This is a genomic window from Microbacterium sp. NPDC008134 (assembly GCF_042957055.1).
Taxonomy (GTDB): domain Bacteria; phylum Actinomycetota; class Actinomycetes; order Actinomycetales; family Microbacteriaceae; genus Microbacterium.
In genome coordinates, this window is record NZ_JBIBHO010000001.1 from 692,493 (window position 1) to 718,389 (window position 25,897).

Consider the following 25,897-nt stretch of genomic DNA (forward strand, 5'->3'; position numbering starts at 1 on the left):
CCCGCCGTCCTGCGAGAATGGACGTGCCGAAGTCCCGAGCCGAGGAGCCAACGTGCAGTTCATCTCCACCCGCGGCGGCATGCAGCCGCAGCCGTTCAGCGAGACGCTGTTGGAGGGCCTCGCGCCCGACGGAGGGCTCGCGGTCCCCGCCGAGATGCCGACCGTCGACACCGAGACGCTCGAACGCTGGCGGGCCCTGACATACCCGCAGCTCGCGACCGAGGTGCTCGGCCTCTTCGCCACCGACATCCCGCGCGAAGACCTCGCACGGATGACCGAGGCGGCGTACGCGCCGTTCCCCGGCGACGTCGTGCCGCTGCGCCCGATCGACGGGGGACTCACGCTCGTCGGCCTTTCCGAGGGGCCGACGCTCGCCTTCAAGGACATGGCGATGCAGTTCCTCGGTCAGGTGCTCGAGTACGCGCTGGAGCGCAAGGGCTCGGTGCTCAACATCCTCGGGGCGACCTCGGGCGACACCGGCTCCGCGGCCGAGCACGCGCTGCGCGGAAAGGACCGCGTCTCGGTCTTCATGCTCTCGCCGCAGGGGCGCATGAGCGCGTTCCAGCGCGCGCAGATGTTCTCGCTCGACGACGCCAACGTGCACAACCTCGCTGTCGAGGGCGTGTTCGACGACTGCCAGAACCTCGTCAAGCACCTCGCGGGCGACCTCGACTTCAAGCGGGCGCAGAACCTCGGCGCGGTGAACTCGATCAACCTCGCGCGCATCACCGCGCAGGTCGTCTACTACTTCTGGGCCTGGCTGCGGGCGACGGATGCCGACGGCCCGACCGAGGTGTCGTTCACCGTTCCCTCGGGCAACTTCGGCAACATCCTCTCGGGATTCTTCGCGAAGCAGATGGGTCTCCCGATCCGTCGCCTCGTGCTCGCCGCCAACGAGAACAACGTGCTCGACGAGTTCTTCCGCACCGGTGTCTATCGGCCGCGCAACGCGGCGCAGACCCTCGCCACGTCGAGCCCTTCGATGGACATCTCGAAGGCCTCGAACCTCGAGCGCTTCATCTTCGAGCTCGTCGGTCGGGACCCCGAGCGTGTCGTCGGCGCCTGGCGCGACCTCGACGAGCAGGGCTACTTCGACTTCGCCGGCGATCAGCCGCGCTTCGCGGAGGAGTTCGGCATCGTCAGCGGCACGTCGACGCACGCGGATCGCCTCGAGACCATCCGTGCGGTGTACGCCGCGACCGAGGAGATCATCGATCCCCACACCGCCGACGGTGTGAAGGTGGCGCGTCAGTACGTAGAGGAGGGCGTGCCGATGCTCGTTCTCGAGACCGCGAAGCCGCACAAGTTCGCCGAGACGATCAACGAGGCGATCGGTGTCGAGCTCGACTACTCGAAGGAGCTCCGCGACATGCTGGGTGCGCCCCAGCACGTGACGGAGATGGCCGACGACGAGCACGCGCTGCGCGCGTTCATCGAAGCGAACGCTCTGCGCTGATCGCTCCCGCTGCGTCCCTGGTCTGCGACCGCTGGGTCCCTGAGCCTGTCGAAGGGCGCAGCGGTCGCCACCGGGTCACTCCTCGGGGTCGCCGTGCAGCATCCAGTCGATGCCGAAGCGGTCGACGAGCATTCCGAACGTGCCGCCCCACGGCGGAACGTCGAGGGGCATCGTGATCGTCGCTCCGTCGGAGAGCTTGTCCCACACCTCCTGGGTGCGTGCCTGCGTGTTGCCGCTGAGCGAGACCGAGATCCCTGCGGGTCTCTCGTAGGGCATCCCGTCGGGGGTGTCGGAGGCCATGAGTACCAGGCCGTCCGGCGTGGTGAGCTGCGCGTGCATGATGAGGCCCTTCTGATTCGGATCCTGCATCATGTCGGGGAAGTCCCCGAACACACTGATGTCGAGGTCTCCACCGAGCACGCTCTGATAGAACTCCATCGCCTGGCGGGCGTCGGTGCGGAACGACAGGTAGGGGTTGAGATTCGCCATGACTGCTCCTGGTGAGAGGGGTGCCCCGGCTCCGAGACACGCCCAGTCTGCGTCGGTCCGCGGCTGCGCACAAGAGAGTCGTGCGGACTCGTCGCGGTTCAGGCGGGGAGGGCGCGAACCGCGGCGGTGAGCACCTGCGGAACGGTCGGCACTCCCTCGGCGCGGAAGACCGTCTCGCCGTCCGTGCGACGGATGATCACGGTCGGCGTGAAGCGGATGTCGAGCGCCTCGGCGGCGTCGGGATCGCGGGCGACGTCGATCTCGGTGATGGTCGCATCCGGTAGGAAACGCGCGGCGTCATTCAGGACGGCCCGGGTTCTGGCACATGCGCCGCAGAACGCCGACGTCACGAGCGTCAGTTCCATGCGCGTCTCCTCTCGGCGGATGCCTCCACCGATGCAACCGGAGACCGCCTGCGGGTGTTCCCGACCTGACGTATCCGGTCGGGAACCGGTCGTTCAGAAGTCGGTGCGCTGGACGAGGGCGTGGTAGTCCTCGATCGCGGCGTCGCGCGTCACGCCGTCACTCCCTGTCCAGGCCGAAGGTGCGCTTGACGAGTGCCTGCACGTCGCGGTCGAGCCCGTCGATGCGGTGACCGACGATCTCGAAGCGAGAGTTCATCTCGGCGCGCAGGCCGCCGAGCTCTGCTCGCAACACGCGGATGAAAACGGTCGAGACCGTCGTCATCATGCCGAACATCAGAGCGGCGAATGCGCCGATCATCGTCCAGATCTGCGGTTCGGCCATGGCGATCATCTCCTCATCGTGCGGCGTTGCGTCCATCCTGCCAAGGGTCGACGCGCTGTCCGCACTGCCCGTCACGATCTGTGGAGAACTCGCCACGATCACCACTTGTGAAGAGAAAATGCGCCCCTCACGTATCCCGCGACGCCGCCCGCGGATGCAGGACACCCGAGGCCGCACCGAGCACCGCGCCGACGATGGTGTCGACGATCCGTTCGCCCGCCACATCGAGCGAACCGATGCTGCCGGTCGCTGCCCCGGTCAGCAGGAGCACGAGCGGGGTGATGAACACGAGGGCGAGCGCGTAGTGACGCACGACGACGAGCTCGATCGAGAACTGCAGCAGGCCGAGCAGCAGCGCCAGCCAGATGCCGGCCGGGTGCAGCAGGGCGAGGATGATGTAGAGGCCGGCGCCGACCACGGTCCCCAGCATCCGATGCAGCCCGCGCTGGAAGGCGGCGCGACGCGCGGCCGCGACGCCGATCACGGCGACGGCCGAACCCACGATCCAGTACGTGCGATCCGGGTCGACCACGAGGCCCAGCAGAACGCCCACGAGCGAGACGATCACGACACGGAGCAGGAGCATCCGGGAATCCGCGTTCCACGCCGGGCCGGGCAGGATCTCCCGCAGCGGACGGGCTCCGATCCCTCGGATGCGCGGGAGCGCGAGCGGTGTCAGGGCGACGAGGTACGAGAACAGGCAGCCGCCGGCGAGCGCCGCGAGATAGACGAGCGGTGGGAGCGCCCCGGCCACCACGTGGGCCGACAGTCCGTAGACGAGCACGAAGAACAGCGGCCCGGGCGGGCCGAGCCGGAAGCCGAAAGCGAGCGCGGCGCTCACCGTCGCCACGACCACGACGCCGATGCTCACGACGAGGGTGTTCCCCGAGACCAGGGTGCCGAGGAAGGCACTCGCGAGCAGCGCGACGGCGACGATCGGCAGCACTCGTGCGCGGTCGACCACCGGAGCGGACCCGGCGTAGAGCACGGTGAAGGCGCCGGAAGCGGCGACGTACCCGAGCGGCGCGTGACCCGCGAGGGTCATCACCGCGATCGGAGCCGCGATGCCGATCGCGGCCTGGAGGGCGAGGGGCCGACGCGGTCCACGGGAGGGGGCGAAGGCGAAGAGGCTCACTCCTCCATTGTCCTCCTCGCTCCGACGGCGCCGGCGCCGGTCGATACGATGGCGAACGTGACCCCCACCGTGCGCCCCGGTATCGACGAACGCCTTTCGCGGATGATCCAGCTGCCCACCGTCTCGGCAGAACTCGAGGAGCGCGGACGCGAGCCGTTCGAAGCCTTCGTCGCCCTGATCGCCGAGCTCTACCCGCTGACGCACACGCATCTCGCGCTCGAGCGCCACACCGACTTCGGTCTCCTCTTCCGCTGGCGCGGGCGTGCCGAGGGATCCGACGGCCCGGTCGTGCTGATGGCGCACTACGACGTCGTCCCGGTCGACGAGAGCGACGCCTGGACGCACCCTCCGTTCGCCGGGGTCATCGCCGACGGCATCGTCTACGGGCGGGGCGCGCTCGATGACAAGGGGCCCCTGATCGTCGTGCTCGAAGCCGTCGAGAACCTGCTCGCCGATGGCTTCGTGCCCGCACGCGACGTCTATCTGTCGTTCGGCGGGAACGAGGAGACGTACGGGCACGCGGCGCAGGAGATCGCGCGGGTCCTGCGCGATCGCGGTATCGTGCCCTGGCTCGTCGTCGATGAGGGGGGAGCAGTGGTCGACGCGCCGCTGCCGTTCGTGCCCGGACGGGCGGCGATGATCGGCGTCGGCGAGAAGGGGGTGATGACCGTGCGGCTCTCGGCCCGCGGCGAGGGCGGCCATGCCTCCGCGCCACCGACGCTCACGGCGGTGCGGCGCATCGCCCGCGCCGTCGATCGGCTGGGGCCGGGCACGTTCCGGCCCCGTGCATCGACGGCGATCCTCCGGATGCTGTCGCGGCTCGCCGACCAGACGCCCGGCTCCGCGAGGCATCTGCTGCGCGTGCTCGGATCCGCTCCTCTGCTCACGGCGCGCGTGTTCGCTGCGCTCGGCGGAGAGCCGGCGGCCCTCGTCCGCACGACCATCGCGCCCACGATGCAGTCCGGCGGTACCGCCGCGAACGTGCTGCCGTCGCAGGCATCCGCCACGGTCAATCTGCGCATCGCGCTGGGGGCGACCACGCAGCAGACCGTCCTGCGGGTACGGCGACGCGTGCGCGACCCCCTCGTGAAGGTCGAGGTGATCGAGGCGAGCGAGCCGTCGCCCGAGTCCTCGACCGAGAACGAGCAGTTCGCGCTCCTCGCCGAGGCGCTCGAGGTCTCGCATCCGGGGGTGCCCGCCGTGCCCTATGTGATGATGGCCGCGACCGACTCCCGGCATTTCCACCGCTTCTCTCCGGCGGTGTACCGCTTCGCGCCGCTCGAGATGTCGAACGCGCAGCGGGCATCGATCCACGGCGTCGACGAGAACGTCGAGATCGCCGCCCTGATGCGGGGAGAGCGCTTCCATCGCGCGCTCCTCGAACGGCTAGTGTGATCTCAGTCGCCCTGCAACGGCCCGGAGGCCCGAACTCCTCGCAGCCAGGGCCGGGAGAGAAGCAGGAGTTGCGATGACTCGCACCCGCACGCTGGGCACCCTCGCCGCCGTCGTCGGCTATCTCGCCTTCGTCGAGTTCACGAGCGGAGTGCTACAGGGGTACTACACCCCCATGCTCACCGACATCGCCCGCCATCTCGGCATCCACGATGCCGACGTGAACTGGCTCGAAGGCACGCAGCTCATGCTGTCCGCCCTGGTCGTGCCGGCGTTCGCGAAGCTCGGCGACATGATCGGCCACAAGCGGATGCTGTTGATCTCGACGGCGCTCACCGCCGCTGCCGCGCTCGTGCTGCCGTTCACCGACTCGTTCGCGGTCTTCCTCGTCGCATGGACGCTCATGGGCTTCTACGTCGTGTGGCTGCCGCTCGAGATCGCCCTGATCTGGTCGCGTTCGCGGCGGATGGAGGGTCGCTCGACGATCACGGCGAAGGCCGCGGGACTTCTCGTCGCCGCTCTCGAGGGAGGGGCGATCCTCGGTGCGCTCGCCGGAGGTGCGCTGGTCGATGCGCTGCCGCTGACGGTCGTTCTCCTCGTGCCGGCGATCCTCATCGTCGTGTGTTTCTTCGTGATCCTGTTCGGCGTGAAGGAGTCGCCCGACCCCACCGGCGGTGCGTTCGATACCGTCGGACTCATCCTCATCTCGCTCGCCCTCGTGTGCTTCACCGGCGGGCTCAGCCTGCTGCGTCTCGACGGCGGCCTCGTTAACCCGTGGTCGTGGGCCGTGGTGCTGCTCGGGATCGTGCTGGTCGTGCCGTTCGTGCTGTGGGAGCTCCGCCACGACGACCCTCTGATCGACGTGCGCATGTTCCGTTCCCCGGCACTCGGTCCGGTGTTCCTCACCGCCGGTCTCTTCGGCGTCAGCGTGCTCGGCGCACAGGCTCCGCTGTCGACCTTCGCGCGTACCGATCCCGCCCTGCACGGCTACGGCCTGGGCACCTCGGGCTTCCAGACATCGCTGATCATCGGGCTGTACCTCATCGCGATGATCGCCGGAGCACTCCTCTTCCCGCTGATCGCGCGCCGCACCACGCCCAGACTCACGCTGATGGGCGCGTCGCTCCTGGTCGGGATCGGCTTCCTGCTCTTCCTGCCGTTCCACGACACGTATGCGCAGGTGGTGACCAACATGGTGATCGCCGGGCTCGGCTCCGGAGCGCTCGTCGCCGCCCTTCCCGCGGCGGCGGCCTCCGGTGCGCCCGCGACGCAGACGGGCGTGGCGACCGGCCTGACCAACTCGGTCAAGACGGTGGGCGGCGCGATCGCGTCGTGCGTCTTCGGCATCGCGCTGTTGAACGGTGTGGCCGAGTCCGCGGCCTCGACAGCCGACGGCACGGCCGGATCGCTCGCCGGTTACTTCACGGTGTGGATCGTGTGCGGTGTCACGGCTCTGGTGGCTGCGGCCACGCTCGTCTTCGTGCCGAAGACGGCGTTCACGGACCGTCCCGCCGAGGTCGAGGTGTCGCCGGTCGTCTGACCTCGGGCGCACGGATCGGTCAGTCGCGATCGAGCCGCCCGTTCATCTCGCTGCGCAGCCCGCCGATCTCGGCGCGAACGACGTGGATGAACAGGGTCGAGATCACCGTGAGCATCCCCAGCATCAGTGCCGTGAAGGCTCCGATCATGGCCCAGATCTGCGCGTCGTTCATGAATGCCATCCCCACATCAGCGCCCACCCGTCGGCATAGGTGTCAAGCGTCGCGCGGCGGGTTGTGCATGAACTCGATGCGGATGCCGCCGTCGTCCTCGACGAACGACGCGTAGTAGCGCTCGGTGAAGCGCGGGTACTCCTTCGGTTCTCGCACGGGTGTCCATCCCGCCGCGACGGCGACGGCGTGCAGCCGCTCGACCTCGTCGCGAGACCCGACGGCGAAGGCCAGGTGCTGCCAGCCGACGCTTCCGTGGCGGTGGGGTTCCGGAGCGTCGTCCCGGGGCGCCATGAGGATCAGTTCAGTCTCGCCATCTTTGTTCCAGGAGAGCGAGTGGTCGTCACCGTACCCGCTCGAGAAGCCGAGCGCGGAGAGCACCGGATCGAACTGTGCGCGCCCCCGTTCGAGGTCGGCGACGGTGATGCCGAGGTGATCGAGGAGGGGCATCAGATCTCGATGCCGTGGTCTTCGTCGTTCACGCCGGCGTTGTGCCCCCGCCGTGATTCGTAACCGAGGAACCACCCGATCCAGACGATCGCGGCGAGCAGCACACCGAGCCAGACGTTCTGGAAGATCAGTCCGATCACGACGCCGAGCACGAGGAGTCCGACGGTGACGGAGAGGCGGAGTGCGAGGCGGCGACGGGCGGGATTCATGGGATAACTCTAAAGGGGGGTGAATTCCGGAGAAAGTTCTTGAACGTTCTCTCCATGTCTGTTTAGGGTGATGGAAACCGTAGCCAGTGGGGGAATCATCCGGCGGCGGTACGAACCGGGGAGGGTTCTGCTACATGGAGGGTGTTATTCGTCGCGCCCCGCGATGGAAATCGTTCGTCGCGATGCTCACAGCGGCGACGCTCGCGACCGTCGGTCTGACGCTCGCGGCGCCGACATCGGCCGAAGCCGTCGTCGTGCAGTGGGGCACCAACTCCGGCGAGTCCCCGAACTACCAGGCCAACGTCAACGGCGACTTCCTGATGTCCGGCAACGGCGTACTCGCCTGCACGTCGGCCGCCACCACGACCGTCGGCACCTGCAACGATCTCCACGCGGCCTCCAGCAGCAACACCGAGAACGTCAACGACAACTTCGTGATGTCGAACAGCAACACGGTCGCCGGATTCACGACGAACTCGTCGAGCGCGACGATCAACGTGCCCGCCGGTGCGACCGTGGTCAAGGCCTTCCTCACCTGGAGCGCGAACACGGGCGCCTTCACCGGCGACACCCGCATGCTCTGCGCCTCCTACTCCGCTGCGCGCGGCGTCGCCACGATGCCCACGGGCTCGGCCACCGGGTACTTGAACCGGGCGATCCAGTTCAAGGTGGGCTCCGGCGCGACGGCGAACGTCTCGCCGCAGAACGTGCTCGTCGATCCGACCTCGCAGGCGACGGCTCGCTACTACTCGGCGAGCGCCGACGTCACCGCGGCCTTCGCCAACGTCTCCACCGGGTCCGATGTCACGCTCTCGGCGGGGAATATCTGGGCTCCGACCGGCGCCGGCTGCTACGCGGGCTGGTCGGTCACCGTCGTCTACGACTACGGCACCTTCATCCCCGGCAACGCCGCGTCTGTGCCGCACAACATCATCTACTACGAAGGTCACGTGCGTCAGGGCGCATCGGACCCCGACCTCACCGTCGCCTTCAACGGCTTCACCGCCGTCGCCCCCGGTACTCGTGCGGGATTCACGCTCTTCGAGGGCGACCGCAACATCACCGGGGACACGGCGTCGTACTCGCGCGGGGGATCGTCGACGTTCACCGCCATCCCCAACGCGGCCGGCGCGAGCAACAACTTCGGTATCGGACGGGCCGAGAACTCCGTGAGGTATACCGGTACGGCGGGAACCGCCTTCACCAACCAGAGTGTCGACGTCGCGACGGCATCCCTCGGCAACGTCGTTGCCGGGGACTCCCGCGTGAATCTGCGTCTCGGCACGAGCGGCGACTCCTACCTGCTGCGCAACGCCGTGCTCTCGGTGCCGACGGCCGGCCTGCAGCTCACCAAGACCTTCGACGGCACTGCCGACACCCAGTCGCGCACGGCCTCGGAGCGCGCGACCTTCACCGTGCGCATCACCAACACCGGAGCCGGGACGCTCCGCAACATCGTCGTGACCGACGACCAGGCCGACTGCGCGCGCAATCTGGGCGCGCTCGTGCTGGCTCCGCTCGAGTCCACCACTTACACGTGCACGGCCACGGCCCCCTCATCGACCGGGTACGTCTCGACCGCCGAGGCCACGGCCTACACGGTCGTCGGCAACTATCTGGCGCAGGACAGCGACAGTACGACCGTGCTGCTGAGCGCCATCGGGCTCTCCAAGACGAGCTCGCTCGCTCCGGGAGCATCCGGCCGCGCCGGCGACGTCGTGACCTACACCTTCACCGTGACGAACACGGGGCAGGCGCCGCTGACGAACATCGTCATCACCGATCCGCTCGTCGGACTCTCGGCGATCACCTTCGGCACCTGGCCGGGCACGGTCGGCACGCTCACGGCCGGCCAATCCGTCACCGCGACGGCCACCTACACGCTCAAGCAGAGCGACGTGGATGCCGGGTCGATCGCGAACACGGCTTCCGTCTCCGCTGACGACAACGACGGCGGGGTGAAGCCGCTCGGTTCGAGCAACCGCGTCACCCCCTTGGCCTCGTCACCGGGCCTGTCCGTGACCAAGGCCGGTGCCCTCCCGTCCGGCTCGACGGGCCGGGTCGGAGACCGCATCACGTACACCTTCACGTTCACGAACACGGGCAACGTGACTCTCGCGAACGCGTCACTGGTCGACCCTCTGCCCGGTCTGTCGCCTCCGGTCGTCACCTGGCCCACCGCGACCACCGGCGCGCTTCCGGTCGGTCAGACGGCCACCGCCACCGCCACCTACGTCATCACCCAGGCCGATGTCGATGCGGGATTCGTCCGCAACACGGCCACCGTCACCGCACGCACCCCCTCCGGCACCACCACCTCGGCATCCTCGCCCCAGGTCCAGATCAACACGGTCGCCTCCGCACCCGCGCTCACGACGACGAAGTCGGGCAGCATCACCTCGGGATCCGGCGGGGTCGGCAGCGTCATCACCTACAGCTTCACCGCCCGCAACGCGGGGAACACCACTCTCACCGGCGTCTCGATCGCCGATCCGCTTCCCGGTCTCTCGGCGCTCACGTACACGTGGCCCGGGACCAGCGGCCGACTCGCTCCCGGCCAGTCCGTCACGGCGACGGCGACGTACACCGTCACCCAGGCCGACGTCGACGCGGGCTCCGTGAAGAACACCGCCGTCGGCACGGCGACGACGCCCGCGGGCGCCACCCTCACCGTCCCCAGCAGCCAGTCGACCGTCGCCACGGTCGCCGCCGCGCCCTCCGTGAATCTCACGAAGGCCGGAGCGCTCGCCCCGGGCAGCACCGGTCGTGCCGGCGACACCGTCACCTACTCGTTCAGCCTCGCCAACACGGGCAACGTGACCCTCACCGAGGTCGGGATCAGTGATCCGCTCAGCGGTCTCTCGGCGTTGACCTACACGTGGCCGGGCGCCGCGAACACCCTGGCGCCGGGGCAGACCGTCACCGCGACCGCCTCGTACACGCTCAAGCAGAGCGACGTCGACGCAGGGTCGGTCGCGAACTCGGCGACCGCCGCGGCGAAGCCTCCCGTCGGTGCTCGGCTCACCCAGACGAAGTCGGCGACGGTTCCGGTCGCTCCGAGCGGCACGCTCACCGTGCTCAAGTCGGGCTCGGTGACCTCGGGCGACGGCGGCGTCGGCAGCACGGTCACGTACCGGTTCTCGGCGACGAACGCGGGCAACGTCACGCTCACGCAGGTGGCGCTCGCCGACCCGCTGTCCGGGCTCTCGACCATCTCGGCGACGTGGCCCGGAACCGCCGGTACCCTGGCCCCGGGCCAGACCGTGAACGGCGTCGCGACCTACACGATCAAGCAGGCCGACGTCGACGCGGGATTCGTGACCAACACCGCTTCGGCCACGGGGCGCACCCCGGGTGGCGCGACCGTGACCGGCACCTCGCCCACCACGCGCGTCAACACGATCGCCGCTGCTCCCGCATCGACGACGACGAAGTCGGCATCCGTCTCGGGAACCGGGCGCGTGGGCGACGTCATCACCTACACGGTGCGCACGACCAACACCGGCAACGTCACGCTCACCGGCGTCTCGCTGACCGACCCGCTTCCCGGACTCTCGGCGTTCACCTACACGTGGCCTGGAACGAGCGGCCGCCTGGCGCCCGGTCAGACGGTCACCGGTGTCGCGACCTACACGATCAAGCAGGCCGATGTGGATGCCGGGTCGGTGCGGAACACGGCGAGTTCGTCGGCCGTCTTCGGGACCACGCCCGTCTCGAGCGCGTCCGCCCCCGTCGTCACTGCGACCGCCGCGGCCGCGCCGGGCCTCGTCACCACCAAGGCCGGAGCACTCCAGAGCGGCTCGACCGGCAGGGCGGGCGACACGATCGTCTGGACGATCACCCTGCGCAACTCCGGCAACGTCACCCTCACCGGTGTCTCGGTCGCCGATTCGCTCCCCGGCATCACGGCCCCCTCGTACGGCAACTGGCCCAGCGGCACCGCCGGGACCCTGGCTCCGGGCCAGACCGTGACCGCGACGGCGACCTCGACGATCTCGCAGACCGACGTCAACGCGGGAGCCGTCAGCAACACCGCGACGGGGTCGGGCACTCCGCCGACGGGCGCGGCCATCACGAGTCCGAGCACGCCGGCGACGGTGTCGCTCGCGTCGGTTCCGAGCCTCGCGCTCGTGAAGAGCGGTGCGATCACCTCGGGTTCCGGGGGAGTGGGTAGCACCGTCACCTATACGTTCCGCGCGACGAACACCGGCAACGTGACGCTCACGGGTGTGGCGATCAGCGATCCGCATCCCGGTCTCTCCGACATCGCCTACACCTGGCCGGGCACGGCCGGTACCCTGCAGCCGAACCAGACGGTCACGGCGACCGCGACGTACGCGATCCGCCAGAGCGACGTCGACGCCGGATCCACGAAGAACACCGCATCGGTGCGGGGCACGCCTCCGACCGGAGCGGCGGTCACCGCGTCGTCGGCCGAGGTCTCGGTCGCGACCGTCGCGGCCGCCCCCGCCCTCACCACGACGAAGAGCGCGACCGGTGCCGGAGGCGGCGTCGGCAGCACCCTGACCTACACCTTCCGCGCGACGAACACCGGCAACGTGACGCTCACAGGCGTCGCGATCACCGACCCGCTCGCGGGTCTGTCGAGTCTGAACTACTCCTGGCCCGGGGTCTCCGGGGTGCTCGCCCCGGGGCAGAGCGTGACCGCGACGGCGACGTACACGGTCCGGCAAGCGGATGTGGATGCCGGTTCGGTGACGAACACCTCGACGGCCCGCGGCACGGGCGGTGGGGCCACGGTGACGGCGACCTCCGGCGCGGTGGTCACCGCGACCGCGCAGAGCGCACCCGCGATCACGGTGGCGAAGACGGGAACGCTCAACGGCACGGGCGTCGCGGGGGACACGATCACCTACGCGTTCACCGTGCGCAACCCCGGCAACGTGACGCTCACGGGGGTCTCCCTCGTCGACCCGCTCATCGGCTCGACGCCGATCTCGCTGAGCGGCTGGGCGGGAACCGCCGGGACCCTCGCGCCGGGAGCGGCCGTGACCGGAACGGCGACCTACACGCTCCGGCAGAGCGACGTGGATGCCGGATCGGTCGCGAACATCGCGACCGCGACGGGGCAGCCCCCGCGCGGAGCGGCGGTCACCGGGACCGGGCCCGCGACGGTGCCGATCGCCGCGGTCCCCGCCATCAGCGTGAACAAGACCGGCGCGGTCACCACTGGAAGCGGGGGACCGGGCAGCGTCGTCACCTTCTCGTTCACCATCCGCAACGCCGGCAACGTCTCACTCAGCGCCGTGTCTCTCAGCGACAGCCTGCCCGGACTGAGCACGCCGGCCCTCACCTGGCCCGGTGCCGTCGGCTCCCTCGCCCCGGGGCAGACGGCGACAGGAACGGCGACATACACCGTGCGCCAGGCCGATGTCGACGCGGGATCGGTGCGCAACACCGCATCCGTCTCCGGGCGGCCCCCGGCGGGTGCCGTGGTGTCGGCGACATCGACGGCGACCGTCCCCACCCTCGCCGCTGCGCCGGGGTTGTCCGTCTCGAAGACCTCCACGGTGAACGACGGCGGCCGCGTGGGCGACGTCGTTCAGTACGGCATCCGCGTCGAGAACACGGGTAACCAGACGCTGACCTCCGTCGCGATCGCCGATGAGCTGCCGGGCCTCTCGGGCCTCGCCATCACCTGGCCGGGTACCGCGGGAACTCTGGCGCCGGGCCAGGTCGCGACCGCGCGCGGCACCTACGTGATCACCCAGGCCGATGTGAACGCGGGCACGATCCGCAACCGGGCCACGGCGACGGCGACCGCGCCCGGAGGAGTGCCCGTCTCCGGCGCCGCGACTCGCGACACCGCCACCGCCACCGCGGCCCCTCAGCTCGCGCTGACGAAGAGCGCCGCGCTGCCAGCCGGGTCGAGCGGGCGAGCCGATGATGTCGTGACCTACACGTTCACGCTGCGCAACACCGGAAACGTCACCCTCACCGGCGTCGGCTTGACCGACCCGCTGCCCGGGCTGTCGGCGATCACCGTCGCCGCCTGGCCTGGAGCCGACGGCGTGCTCCAGCCGGGGCAGAGTGTCACGGCCACCGCGACGCGCGCGCTCACCCAGGCCGACGTCGACGCCGGCGCCGTCGCGAACACGGCGACCGCACGCGGCACGTCGCCCGCCGGGACCGCGGTGGAGCAGACGGCATCCGCCACGCTGCCGTTGACATCCGGCCCCGCGATGACGATGACCAAGACCGGCTCGTACACCACGGGTTCTGGGGCCGTCGGAAGCGTCATCACCTACCGCTTCACGGCGCAGAACACCGGCAACGTCACCCTCACGGGCGTGACCGTCACCGACCCGCACACGGGGCTCAGCCCGATCGCGCTCACCTGGCCCGGCACCGCCGGCCGGCTCACCCCGGGCCAGCAGGTCACGGGCGTGGCGACCTACACGGTCACCCAGGCGGATGTGGATGCCGGAAGCATCGTGAACACGGCGACCACCGCCGGGACACCGCCCGCCGGCGCGCCGGTCGGCGCGACGTCTCCCACGGTCGTGCTCCCCGCCGCGCAGGCCGGGCCGGCGCTCGCCGCCACCAAGTCGGCGACCGTCACCGGCAACGGTTCGGTCGGTGACGTCGTCAACTACACGATCACGGCGACGAACACCGGAAACGTCACCCTGCGTTCGGTCGCGATCACCGACACCCTGCCCGGACTCACCCCGCTGGTGTACTCCTGGCCGGGTGCCTCGGGAGTGCTGGCCCCGGGTCAGATCGTCTCGGCGACGACCTCGCACACGATCACCCAGGCGGATGTCGATGCCGGCACCCTGGTCAACGTCGCCACGGTGAACGGCACCGCGCCGAACGGTACGGCGGTCTCCGCGGCCTCCCCGGCAGCCACGACGCCCACGGTCACGGGAACCCCGCAACTGCAGGTGAGCAAGGCCGGCGCGCTGCCCGAGGGCGCGACCGGCGTCGCGGGGGAGACCATCACGTGGACCGTGACGATCCGCAACTCCGGCAACGTCACCCTGACCGGCGTTGCCGCGACCGATTCGCTGCCCGGCATCTCCGCACTGAACTACGGTCCCTGGCCCGGCGGCACGGCGGGCACGCTGGCACCCGGCGACACGGTCACCGCGACGGCCACCTCGGTCGTCCGGCAGTCCGATGTGAACGCCGGTTCGGTGGCCAACACGGTCTCGGCATCCGGCGCCCCCGCGCGCGGACAGGCGGCGACGGCCACCTCGTCGGCGACCGTTCCGCTCGCGGCGGCCCCGCGCCTCGTGATCGACAAGACGGGTGTCTACACCTCGGGCAGCGGCGCCAGCGGCGACACGATCACGTACACCTACACCGTGCGCAACTCCGGCAACGTCACGCTCACCGGGGTGACGATCGCCGATCCGCACAGCGGTCTCTCGGCGATCACGTACTCGCCGTGGCCGTCGAACGTGGCCGGCACGCTCGACCCGAACCAGTCGGTCACGGCGACCGCGACCTACCAGGTGCGTCAGTCCGACGTGAACACGGGCAGCGTCACCGACACCGCGACCGTCTCGGGTCGCACCCCGGCCGGTGCGACCGTGAATGCGGTCTCGCCGACGGTCGTGCTCGACACCGTGGCCGCCGCCCCGGCCATCACCGCCGGCAAGTCGGCGACCGTCTCGGGCACGGGCGCGGTCGGCGATCTGGTCGTGTACACCCTGACCGCGTCGAACACCGGAAACGTCACGCTGACAGGTGTCGCGCTCTCCGACCCTGCGCCCGGACTCTCGCCGATCACGTACGGGCAGTGGCCAGGGGCGAGCGGCACGCTGCAGCCCGGACAGACGATCTCGGCGACCACGACGCACCGCATCACGCAGGCCGACGTCGACGCGGGAACGATCCCGAACACCGCCACGGCGGTGGGCGCACCGCCCACCGGGCCCACCGTCTCGAATTCGGCATCGACCACCACCTCCACGGCCCCTGGCGCGGCGGATCTCGAAGTGATCAAGCGCGGGGCCCTCGCTCCGGGCTCGACCGGACGCGCGGGTGACACCGTGAACTTCTCGTTCTCGCTGCGCAACTCCGGCAACGTCACCCTCACCGGTGCCGATCTGATCGACTCCCTTCCGGGCATCTCGCCGCTCGCCTTCAGCTGGCCGGCCGAGGCCAACACGCTCGCACCCGGGCAGACCGCCACTGCGACGGCGACCTACGCGCTCACGCAGGCCGATGTCGACGCGGGCGCGGTGACGAACAGTGTCGAGGCCGTCGGTACCCCGTCGCGCGGCGACGCGCTGTCGAAGACCACGGGCGTCACCGTTCCGGTGGCTCCGTCCTCGTCGCTCTCGCTCTCGAAGACCGGCGTGGTCTCCGAGGGGCAGGCCGGCGAGGCCGGTGACACGATCGAGTTCGCCTTCACGTTCGCGAACACCGGGAACGTGACGCTCACGGGCGTCGAACTCACGGATGCGATCGACGGACTCGTTCCGACCATCGCCTGGCCGGGCGCGGCGGGAACGCTCGTCCCCGGCGCCACCGCCACCGCGACCGCCGTCTACGTCCTCACCCAGGACGACGTCGACGAGGGCAGCGTCCTCAACACGGCGACCGTCACCGGACGGACTCCGGGCGCGCAGATCGTCTCGGCGACCGACGACGTCACCGTGGCGACGGGTGCGCAGCGCTCGCAGCTCGCGCTCGTCAAGACCGGCGCTCCCACTGTGCCCGACGAAGCCGGCGCCGGCGACCAGATCACCTACGCGGTGAGCCTCACGAACGTCGGCAACGTCACCGTCTCCGACATCGAGCTGACCGACGATCGCGCCGACGTCACCCTCTCCGAGATCACCTGGCCGGACGTGGCAGGTGAGCTCGCTCCGGGCGCCACGGCGACGGCGACAGCGACCTACACGATCACGCAGGCCGATGTCGACGCCGGCGGAGTCGACAACACCGCGAGCGCCACCGGCACCGCGCCCGGTCCCGACGGCCCCGTCGATGTCACCGTCGTCAGCGATGTCAGCACCGTGGCGACGGAGCGCTCGACGCCCGCGATCACCGTGCAGAACAGCGGATCGCTGCCCGAGGGAGCGGTCGCCGGTTCGGTCGTGACGTGGACCTACGTCCTCACCAACACGGGCAACGTCACCCTCACCGGTGTCGAACTGGCCGACGCCCTCCAGGGCACCAGCCTGCCCGTCTACGACTGGCAGGGCGGTACGCCGTTCCGCCTCGGGCCGACGGAGAGCGTGACCGCCACCGCGACCACGACGCTCACCCAGGCCGACGTCGACGCCGGATCCATCGTCAGCGTCGTCACCGGACGCGGCACGCCGCCGTCCGGCGCCGCGGTGACCGCCTCGGCCCCGGCGACGGTCGGGATCGCCGCGCCCGCCCGTCTCACGATCGACAAGACCGCCGATGTGACGGACGGACTGGCGGTCGACGACGTCGTCACCTTCTCGTTCCTCGTCACCAACACGGGGGCACTGACCATCGACGGCATCGCGGTGAGCGACGCCCTCCCCGGACTCTCCGACATCGTGTTCACGGGCTGGCCGGGCGGCCGCACCGGCGCACTGGCACCGAACGACACGGTCACCGGCACGGCGACGTACACCGTCACCCAGCCCGACGTCGACCGCGGCGAGATCGTCAACAGTGCGACGGTGACCGGCCGGCCGCCGAGCGGCGCGGCGATCGAGGCATCCGACACCATCACCGTCGAGACGGTCGCGGCCGACGCCGCCCTCACGTTCTCGAAGACGACGGCGCAGGATGCCGTGGTCCCCGGTGACGTGGTGGAGTACGCGTTCACGATCGCGAACGCGGGCAACGTCACCCTCACCGACGTCTCGATCGCGGATGAACTCGAGGGGCTCTCCGCCATCTCGTACGGCGCATGGCCGCGCGGCGACTCCGGTGTCCTCGAGCCGGGGGATCGGGTCGAGGCGATCGCGCGCTACACCGTCACCCAGGCGGACTTCGATGCCGGGACCCTGACGAACACGGCCACCGCGAGCGGCCAGCCGCCCGTCGGAGACCGTGTCTCGGAGCAGGCCGAGGCCGAGGCGTCCGCCGATGGCGCAGACCCGGCGCTCACGGTCGACAAGACGGGTTCGCTCGTCGCCGGCTCGACCGGCCGTGCGGGAGACACGGTCGAGTACCGCTTCTCGGTGACCAACAGCGGCGACGTGTCGATCTCCGACATCACCCTCGCCGACCCGCTCTCCGGTCTCAGCGAGATCGCGATGACGTGGCCGGCCGACGCCCAGGTGCTCGCCCCCGGCCAGACCGCCACGGGTGTCGCGACCTACACGCTCACGCAGGCCGATGTCGACAGCGGTTCGGTGGTCAACACCGTGACCGCGAACGGCCTCCCGGCCCGCGGAGCACTGCCCCCGGCATCCGAGCGCAGCGACACCCACACGATCTCGATCGTTCCGGGAGCAGCGCTGTCGGCAGTGAAGACCGGAGTTTTCGTCGACGACGGCATCGGTCGTGTCGGCGACGTCATCCAGTACGAGATCGTCGCGACCAACACCGGCAACGTGACGATCACCGAGGGCGGCCTGATCGACCCGATGGAGGGGCTGTACGACGTCTCGATCGCGTGGTCGGGAACGCCGGGTCAGCTGAACGTCGGCGATTCGGTGACGGGTCGCGGCAAGTACCGCATCACGCAGGCGGACGTGGATGCCGGCTCGGTCGTGAACACCGGAACGGTCGGCGGTGAGACCCCGACCGGGGCACCCGTGCGCGTCGACACGAACACCGTGACGATCAACACGGTGCTGCCGGCGCCGGGACTGGCGGTGACGAAGTCCGGGGAGACGACCGGCTCGGGCCGGGTGAACGACACGATCGATTACGACTTCGAGATCACCAACACCGGCAACGTCACCCTCACGGGTGTGACGCTCGAGGACGTGCGCCCCGACGTCGAGGTCTCCGACATCGCCTGGCCGGATGCCGCACAGCCTGGCCGCCTCGAGCCCGGTGACGTGGCGACGGCGCAGGGAACGCTCCTGATCACCCAGGAGATGGTCGACGCCGGGCGGGTCGACAACACCGCGACCGCGACCGGCATCCCGCCGCGCGACGCTGACCCGGTCTCCGCCACCTCGCCCGTCAGCTCCGTCGCGACCGTCGCAGGTGAGCCCGCGCTCACCGTGACCGATGTCGGAGAGCTCGCCCCCGAGGCCACCGGCAAGGCGGGCGACATCGTCACCTGGACGTACGTGCTCACCAACTCGGGCAATGTCACCCTCAGTGGAGTGGCGCTCAGCGACGCCCTCGCGAACGTCGGTCTGCCGAACTACGTCTGGACCACCCCGGAGGGTGTGCTCGGCCCGCAGCAGTCGGTGACGGCGACCGCCACCTACACACTCACGCAGGCCGACGTCGATGCGGGATCGGTCACGAGCATCGTCACCGGAACGGGGACGCCCCAGGTGGGCGCAGGCGTCACGGCGACCCGCCCCGCGACGCTCGCGATCGACCCCGCTCCCTCGCTCTCGCTCGGCAAGACCGCATCGGCTCCCGAGGCCCCCGTGGTCGGCGACGTTATCACCTACGAGTTCACGATCGCGAACCGCGGGAACGTGACGCTCTCGGGCGTCGTGCTCGACGACCCGCTCGCGGGCCTCAGCGCGCCCGTCATCACCTGGCCCGGCGCGAACCGCGTGCTCGCTCCGGGGGAGGTCGCGACGGCATCCGCGACCTACGAGATCACCCAGGCCGACGTCGATACCGGCGCGGTCGAGAATTCCGCGACCGCGACGGCGACCACCCCGACCGGCGCGACGCTCGCGTCCGCACCGGCGGCCACGCGCACGTTGACGGATGCCGCGGCACCGGCGATCGCGACCACGAAGTCGGCGGCCATCGACGGCGAGCCGGTCGTCGGGCAGACGGTCTGGTACACGATCGAGGTCGAGAACACCGGCAACGTGACCCTCGACGACGTGACCGTCGAGGACCCGTTGGAGGGACTCTCGTCGCTGGACCTCACCTGGCCGCAGACCGAGGGCGTTCTCGCCCCGGGACAGGTGCTGACCGCATCCGGACAGTACGACATCACGCAGGCCGACATCGACCGCGGCACGATCGTCAACGTGGCGACGGGGGCGGGCACCCCGCCCACCGGACCCGCGGTGGACGACGAGTCCGAGGAGAACGTCGTCACCCTTCCGGCGGCGGCCCCCGACGCGCTGCTCACCAAGGAGGGGCGCCTCGCGGCCGGCTCCGCCGGCGAGACGGGCGACCTGATCGAGTTCTCGTTCCGTCTGCAGAACACCGGCAACGTCACCCTCGAGGACATCACGCTGACCGACGAACTCGACGGTCTCTCCGAGATCGAGATCGTCTGGCCCAGCGCCGACGGTGTGCTCGCCCCGCAGGCGGTCGCCACGGCCACGGCGACCTACGCTCTGACGCAGGCCGACATCGATCGCGGCTACGTCGACAACGTCGCGACATCGACGTCGAACCCCGCCCGGGGCGCGGCGATCGAGCGCACGGACGACGTCCGCGTCGCCGTTCCGCAGACGCCGGGGCTCTCCGCCGTCAAGACCGGCGTGATCCTCGACGGCGGCATCGGCCAGGTCGGGGATGTCGTCCAGTACGAGGTCGTCGCCACCAACAACGGCAACGTGACCATCACCGACGGCCGACTCATCGATCCGATGCCGAACCTCTTCGACCTCTCGATCGCGTGGGCGGATCCCGAGGATCCGGGCCGGCTCGAGGTGGGGGACTCGGTCACCGGGCGGGCCAAGTACCGTCTGACCCAGGCCGACGTCGATCGCGGTTTCATCGAGAACACCGCGCAGGTCGGCGGCCTCACCCCGGGTGACGTCGAGGTCGAGGCGTTCACCAACACCGTGCGCATCCAGACCGTGCAGCCGGTGCCCGGACTGACCGTCGAGAAGTCGGGCCTCGTGTCCGGCAACGGCGGAGTCGACGCGCCCGTTGCTTACGAGTTCGTGATCCGCAACAGCGGCAACGTCTCGATCGGCGGCATCACCCTCACCGACCCGATGCCCGGTCTCTCGGAACCGGTCATCGACTGGCCGGGCGCGGACGGCACCCTGGCCCCGGGGCAGGAGGCGACGGCCACCGCCGAGTACGCGATCACCCAGGCCGACGTCGATGCCGGAGCCGTCGTCAACGCAGCGACCGCCGAGGGCAGCGCCGTGCGCGGCGGCACCGTCACGAGCGCTCCCGGCATCGCCACCGTGCCGACCCAGAGCATCCAGGCGTCGATCGTCGTCGAGAAGTCCGGGGCGCTCGAACCCGACGCGTCCGGCATTGCCGGTGACGAGGTCATCTGGAGCTACGCGCTGCGCAACACGAGCAACGTCACTCTCACGGGCGTCACGCTCGTCGACCGTCTCCCCGACACGAGCGCGGCCGAGTACGTCTGGCCCGATCCGGACGCCCCCGGGCAGCTGCTGCCCGGTCAGACCGTGACGGCGACGGCGCGGTACACGCTCACCCAGGCCGACGTCGATCGCGGTTCGGTGGCGAGCAGCGTCGACGGCACCGGTGTGCCGCCGCGCGGCGCCGACGTGACCGGTGAGGCCGCGGCATCCGTGACCATCGGGGCGCGCGCCGCGCTCTCTGCCACGAAGGATGCCGAGCTGACCGGCACCGGAGCAGTCGGCGACCGCATCGACTACGCGTTCACCATCACCAACGACGGCAACGTCACGCTGACCCTGGTCGACCTTCAGGATGCTCTCGTCGGCATCACCGACCCGGTGTTCGTCTGGCCGGGGGAGCCCGGTGTGCTCGCGCCCGGAGAGACGGTCGACGCGACCGCCGACTACGAGATCACGCAGGCCGACGTCGATCGCGGCACCGTGACGAACATCGCCACCGCGCGCGGCAAGCCGCCGGTGGGCGACATCATCACCGCGAGCACCGAGTCGGTCGAGACGACCGTCGCTCCCGCGGGCGGCGAACTGACGGTCACCAAGGACGTCACATCGGGCGCCGGGGGAGGCGTGGGCGAGGAGATCGTCTACGCGTTCACGATCGAGAACACCGGCAACGTCACGGTCTCCGATATCGTGCTCGACGACCCGCTGGCGGGTCTCTCGACGCCGGTCATCGAGTGGCCGGGTGACCCCGGCGTGCTCGCCCCCGGAGACGTCGCCACGGCGACCGCCCGCTACACGATCGTGCAGACCGATGTCGACGCCGGCACGGTGGAGAACACTGCGACCGCGAACGGCACCGCGCGTGGCGGGGCCGTGTCGGGCTCCGACACGGTGACCACCGACACGACGGATGCGGCGCCCGCCCTGACCGTCGACAAGGTCGGCGCTCTCACGGGCGGCGGCGTGGGTGTCGTCGGCGAAGAGCTCGACTACACCTTCACCGTGCGCAACACGGGCAACCAGAGCCTGACCGGCGTCACGCTCACCGACCCGCTCGTGGGGCTGAGCGACATCGTGATCGACTGGCCCGGTGCCGCCGGGGAACTGCCCGTCGGCGCGACCGTGATCGGCACCGCGACCTACGCGCTCACGCAGACCGACATCGACGCCGGATCGGTCGTCAACACCGTCACCGCCGACGCGGACCCCGCGCGGGGCACCCTCGTTCCCGCGAACGACCGCGAGACCGTTGCGATCCCGCAGGCGGCGGCGTTGACCGCGGTGAAGACCGGCGAGTTCGTCGGCGACGGAATCGGCGAGGTCGGCGACGTCATCCAGTACGAGATCGTCGCCACCAACACGGGCAACGTGACGATCACCGAGGGGCGTCTGATCGATCCGATGGAGGGTCTGTACGACGTCTCGATCGCGTGGTCGGGGACCTCGGGTCAGTTGAACGTGGGTGATTCGGTGACGGGTCGCGGCAAGTACCGCATCACGCAGGCCGATGTGGATGCCGGGTCCATCGTGAACACGGGAACCGTCGGCGGTGAGACCCCCACGGGTGAACTCGTGCAGGTCGACACGAACACCGTCACCATCAACACCGTGCTTCCGGCGCCGGCTCTGTCGGTGACGAAGATCGGTGCGCCGATCGGGTCGGGCGGTGTGGACGACACGATCGAGTACGACTTCGAGATCGTCAACACCGGCAACGTCACGCTCTCGGGCGTCCGGCTCACCGACGCCCTCCCGGGCGTCAGCACGCCGGTTGTCGACTGGCCCGGCGCCGACGGGGTGCTCGCCCCCGGCGACCGCGCCACCGCGACGGCCGAGTACACGATCACCCAGCCCGACGTCGACGCCGGCGAGGTGCGTAACGTCGCCGCGGTGCGCGGGCTGACGCCCGGCGGCGAGGAGACGACCGCCGAGTCGCTGCCGAGCATAGTCGCGACCGAGGCCGGAACGCCCCGCGTCACGATCACCGACATCGGCGCGCTCGCCCCGGGGTCGACCGGCAAGGCGGGAGACACCGTCATCTGGAGCTACTCGTTCACCAACGAAGGCAATGTCACGCTCTCCTCCGTGGCACTCACCGATGCGGTCACCGCGATCGGTTCGCCCCGCTACGAGTGGCCGGGCACGCCCTTCGCGCTCGCCCCGGGGCAGCGGGTCACCGCGACCGCGGAGTACACCCTGACCCAGGCCGACGTCGACGCCGGCTCGGTCTCGAGCATCGTCACCGGAACGGGCACCCCGCAGGTCGGTGCGCCCGCCACGGCGACGCAGCCCGCGACCCTGGCGATCGCGCCGACCTCCGGCCTCGTCTTCCAGAAGACGGCGACGCTGGATGCCGCGGGCGAGAACGGTCTGGGCGACGCCGTGACCTTCGGGTTCCGCCTCGAGAACACCGGTACCGTCACGCTCAGCGACATCCGGATCACCGACGAGCTCACCGGCATCGGTCCGATCGAGATCGACTGGCCGGGAGCGGCGAACACGCTCGCCCCCGGTGACGTCGCGACCGGCACGGCCGCCTATGCGATCAGCCAGGACGACGTCGACCGCGGACAGGTCGAGAACACGGCATCCGTCCGTGCCACCACCCCCGCGGGCGCGTCCGTCACCGGGTCGTCCACGATCCCGCCGCTCGCCACCGAGGAGCAGCAGCCGTCGATCCACACCGTCAAGGGCGGCACCTACATGACCGGAGACGGCGGTGTGGGCAGCGTGATCGAATACACGTTCGACGTCACCAACACGGGCAACGTGACCCTCCGTCTGATCCGCGTGGTCGACGAGCTCGAGGGCGTCGGGACGCCGGACATGGAGTTCCCGTCGGCCACCGGCATCCTCGCGCCGGGCGCCACCGCTACCGGCGTCGCCCGGTACACGGTGACCCAGGCCGATGTCGACGCCGGGTCGATCACGAACATCGCGACCTCGTTCGGCACCTCGCCGCGTGGCACGGTCGTCTCGGGTACCTCCGAGCCGTTCGAGATCGACACGGCCCCGCCGTCGCCCGGAGCCTCGGCGATCGAGACCACGCAGACGGCGAAGCTCGCGGACGGCGACACCGGAGTGCTCGGCGACACCGTCGAGTACGTCTTCACGATCCGCAACTCGGGCAACCTCACGCTCGACGACGTCACGCTCGACAACACGGTGCCCGGGCTCACCGGCTTGGCATACACCTGGCCCGACCCGGCGAACCCCGGGCGCCTCCTTCCGGGGCAGAGCGTCACGATCACCGCCGTGCACACGGTCACGCAGACCGATGTCGATGCCGGAGAGGTGCGCAACACCGCCACCGGGACCGGCGAGCGCCCGCGCGGGGGAGGCGTGAGCGACGAGTCCGTCGAGACGGTCGTCCCGCTCGTCGCGGCTGCCGCCTCGCTCGAGGTCACCAAGAAGGGAACCCGCCTCGGCGACGGTTCGGTGGGCACCGGGATCGACTACGCCTTCCTCATCACCAACTCCGGTGCCGTGACCCTCACCGGAGTGGCGCTGACCGATGATCTTGCCGGACTCGGACCGATCACCTACGGTGCCTGGCCGGGCGCGGAAGGACGCCTGGGCCCGGGAGAGTCGGTGACGGCGTCGGCCGGCTATGTGATCACGCAGGCCGATGTGGACGCCGGCGCGGTGCGCAACATCGCGAGCGCGACCGGCGAGACGCCGCAGGGGACGTCCGTCACGGATGACTCGGCGGAATCGATCGTCCCGACGACCACCGCGGCGCCGAGCATCGTGCTCGAGAAGTCGCAGCAGCTCGCCGACGGCGCCGCCGGTCGCCCCGGTGACACCGTCGAGTACTCCTACACCTTCCGCAACGACGGCAACGTGACGCTCACCGGTGTCGGCCTCGTCGACGGGCAGCCGGGCATCTCCGCGATCACGATCACGTGGCCGGGCGAACCGGGGGTCCTGGCGCCGGGCGAGACGGCCACGGGCGTCGCGACCTATGTGCTGCGTCCGGCCGATGTCGACGGCAGCGGCGTGACGTCGACCGCGACGGTCAGCGGGCGCGGTGGCGGAACGGCCGTCAGCGACACCGATGACGGCGGTGTGACGGTCGTCGCCGACCCGAGCATCCGCATCGAGAAGACGAGCACCCTCGAGACCGTCGCCCAGCAGGGCGCGGGCGTGCGCTACGAGATCCGCGTCACGAACGACGGCAACGTCACGCTCTCCGGAGTCGCGGTCACCGACCGGCTCGCCGGCCTGAGCCCGCTCACGGCGGTGTGGCCGGGAACGCCCGGCACGCTCGCCGCCGGGCAGACCGCGGTGTTCACCGCCCGCTATGTCATCGGCCAGCCCGATGTCGATCGCGGATCCATCGTCAACACCGCATCGGTGGTCGGAACTGCGCCGGATGAGACGGTCGTCTCGGCCGAGGACGAGAACACCGTACCCGTCCCGCGCACCGCGACGATCGACCTGCGGATGAAGATCTCGATCGCCGATGGGCAATCGGGCTACGCCGGAGACACCCTCGTCTTCACGTACACCGCGACGAACACCGGCACCACGACGCTCACCGGCGTGAAGATCGTCGACCCCTATCCCGGACTCTCGAACATCGAGTACATCTGGCCGGGAGAGCCGGGAGTACTGCTCCCGGGGCAGACGGTCACCGCGATCGCGCGGGTGACGATCACCCCCGAGATGGAGGGCACCGTGGTGTCGTCGCAGGCCCAGGTCACCAGCATCGAGGTCGAGACCTCCGAGGTCGTCGCCGATACGGCGGCGGCGGAGGTCGAACTCCCCGAGCGGCTCGGCGGGATCCTTCCGATCCCGAACCCGCTGCCGCCGACCGGCGCCGACCCGACGATCTATCTGGGCGCAGCCGGCGTGCTGCTGATCGGCGGTCTCGTGCTGCTGATCGTCGCGCGCCGTCGTCGCGACCACTCCGCTTCCTGATACTTTTCCCCGGCAGTCCGCACTTCGAAAGGCAC

11 protein-coding genes are annotated in these 25,897 nt (G+C 70.2%); 4 read left to right on the forward strand and 7 right to left on the reverse strand.

Annotated features, from left to right (window positions below):
* The first annotated feature begins 52 nt into the window (after window positions 1-52).
* Entirely contained in the window at window positions 53-1,456 is a 1,404-nt protein-coding gene (gene thrC / locus ACFY9N_RS03245; RefSeq protein ID WP_391476828.1) for a threonine synthase, read from the forward strand.
* A gap of 75 nt (window positions 1,457-1,531) precedes the next feature.
* Here thrC and ACFY9N_RS03250 read toward each other — a convergent pair whose 3' ends face one another.
* The 4 genes from ACFY9N_RS03250 to ACFY9N_RS03265 all read right to left on the reverse strand — a co-directional run bounded on the left by ACFY9N_RS03250 (window position 1,532) and on the right by ACFY9N_RS03265 (window position 3,827).
* On the reverse strand, window positions 1,532-1,945 hold the full coding sequence (locus ACFY9N_RS03250; protein ID WP_391476829.1) for a VOC family protein: 414 nt from the start codon (window positions 1,943-1,945) through the stop codon (window positions 1,532-1,534).
* Window positions 1,946-2,043: 98 nt separating this feature from the next.
* Entirely contained in the window at window positions 2,044-2,310 is a 267-nt protein-coding gene (locus ACFY9N_RS03255; protein ID WP_391476830.1) for a glutaredoxin family protein, read from the reverse strand.
* A 157-nt stretch (window positions 2,311-2,467) separates the two neighbouring features.
* Window positions 2,468-2,797 (reverse strand): hypothetical protein, encoded by a 330-nt coding sequence (locus ACFY9N_RS03260; protein ID WP_391476831.1) that lies wholly within the window; start codon window positions 2,795-2,797, stop codon window positions 2,468-2,470.
* A 22-nt stretch (window positions 2,798-2,819) separates the two neighbouring features.
* Window positions 2,820-3,827: an FUSC family protein gene (locus tag ACFY9N_RS03265; protein ID WP_391476832.1), complete on the reverse strand. Its 1,008-nt coding sequence runs from the start codon at window positions 3,825-3,827 to the stop codon at window positions 2,820-2,822.
* Window positions 3,828-3,875: 48 nt separating this feature from the next.
* Between ACFY9N_RS03265 and ACFY9N_RS03270 the strand changes: the two genes are divergently transcribed.
* Both ACFY9N_RS03270 and ACFY9N_RS03275 read left to right on the forward strand, forming a co-directional pair.
* The gene (locus ACFY9N_RS03270) at window positions 3,876-5,222 is read left to right on the forward strand and encodes a M20/M25/M40 family metallo-hydrolase (RefSeq protein ID WP_391476833.1); all 1,347 of its coding nucleotides are present in this window, start codon (window positions 3,876-3,878) and stop codon (window positions 5,220-5,222) included.
* Window positions 5,223-5,295: 73 nt separating this feature from the next.
* On the forward strand, window positions 5,296-6,759 hold the full coding sequence (locus ACFY9N_RS03275) for an MFS transporter (protein WP_391476834.1): 1,464 nt from the start codon (window positions 5,296-5,298) through the stop codon (window positions 6,757-6,759).
* A 19-nt stretch (window positions 6,760-6,778) separates the two neighbouring features.
* Here ACFY9N_RS03275 and ACFY9N_RS03280 read toward each other — a convergent pair whose 3' ends face one another.
* Genes ACFY9N_RS03280 through ACFY9N_RS03290 form a run of 3 tightly spaced genes read right to left on the reverse strand, consistent with a single transcriptional unit; the run spans window position 6,779 to window position 7,587 of the window.
* Window positions 6,779-6,931 carry a hypothetical protein gene (locus ACFY9N_RS03280; protein WP_391476835.1) on the reverse strand — a complete coding sequence of 51 codons (153 nt, stop codon included), beginning with the start codon at window positions 6,929-6,931 and terminating at the stop codon, window positions 6,779-6,781.
* A 42-nt stretch (window positions 6,932-6,973) separates the two neighbouring features.
* Window positions 6,974-7,378 carry a VOC family protein gene (locus ACFY9N_RS03285; RefSeq protein WP_391476836.1) on the reverse strand — a complete coding sequence of 135 codons (405 nt, stop codon included), beginning with the start codon at window positions 7,376-7,378 and terminating at the stop codon, window positions 6,974-6,976.
* Window positions 7,378-7,587: a hypothetical protein gene (locus ACFY9N_RS03290; protein ID WP_391476837.1), complete on the reverse strand. Its 210-nt coding sequence runs from the start codon at window positions 7,585-7,587 to the stop codon at window positions 7,378-7,380. The genes ACFY9N_RS03285 and ACFY9N_RS03290 overlap by 1 nt, the downstream gene beginning before the upstream one ends.
* Before the next feature lie 134 nt (window positions 7,588-7,721).
* Between ACFY9N_RS03290 and ACFY9N_RS03295 the strand changes: the two genes are divergently transcribed.
* Complete coding sequence (locus ACFY9N_RS03295; RefSeq protein ID WP_391476838.1) at window positions 7,722-25,862, forward strand: beta strand repeat-containing protein; 18,141 nt, start codon at window positions 7,722-7,724, stop codon at window positions 25,860-25,862.
* Window positions 25,863-25,897 lie beyond the last annotated feature (35 nt).

Coding starts and splice junctions, on each gene's coding strand:
- ACFY9N_RS03275 (WP_391476834.1), top strand. CDS start 5,296: ATGACTCGCACCCGCACGCTGGGCACCCTCGCCGCCGTCGTCGGCTAT.
- ACFY9N_RS03255 (WP_391476830.1), bottom strand. CDS start 2,310: ATGGAACTGACGCTCGTGACGTCGGCGTTCTGCGGCGCATGTGCCAGA.
- ACFY9N_RS03285 (WP_391476836.1), bottom strand. CDS start 7,378: ATGCCCCTCCTCGATCACCTCGGCATCACCGTCGCCGACCTCGAACGG.
- ACFY9N_RS03290 (WP_391476837.1), bottom strand. CDS start 7,587: ATGAATCCCGCCCGTCGCCGCCTCGCACTCCGCCTCTCCGTCACCGTC.
- ACFY9N_RS03250 (WP_391476829.1), bottom strand. CDS start 1,945: ATGGCGAATCTCAACCCCTACCTGTCGTTCCGCACCGACGCCCGCCAG.
- ACFY9N_RS03280 (WP_391476835.1), bottom strand. CDS start 6,931: ATGAACGACGCGCAGATCTGGGCCATGATCGGAGCCTTCACGGCACTG.
- ACFY9N_RS03270 (WP_391476833.1), top strand. CDS start 3,876: ATGGCGAACGTGACCCCCACCGTGCGCCCCGGTATCGACGAACGCCTT.
- ACFY9N_RS03295 (WP_391476838.1), top strand. CDS start 7,722: ATGGAGGGTGTTATTCGTCGCGCCCCGCGATGGAAATCGTTCGTCGCG.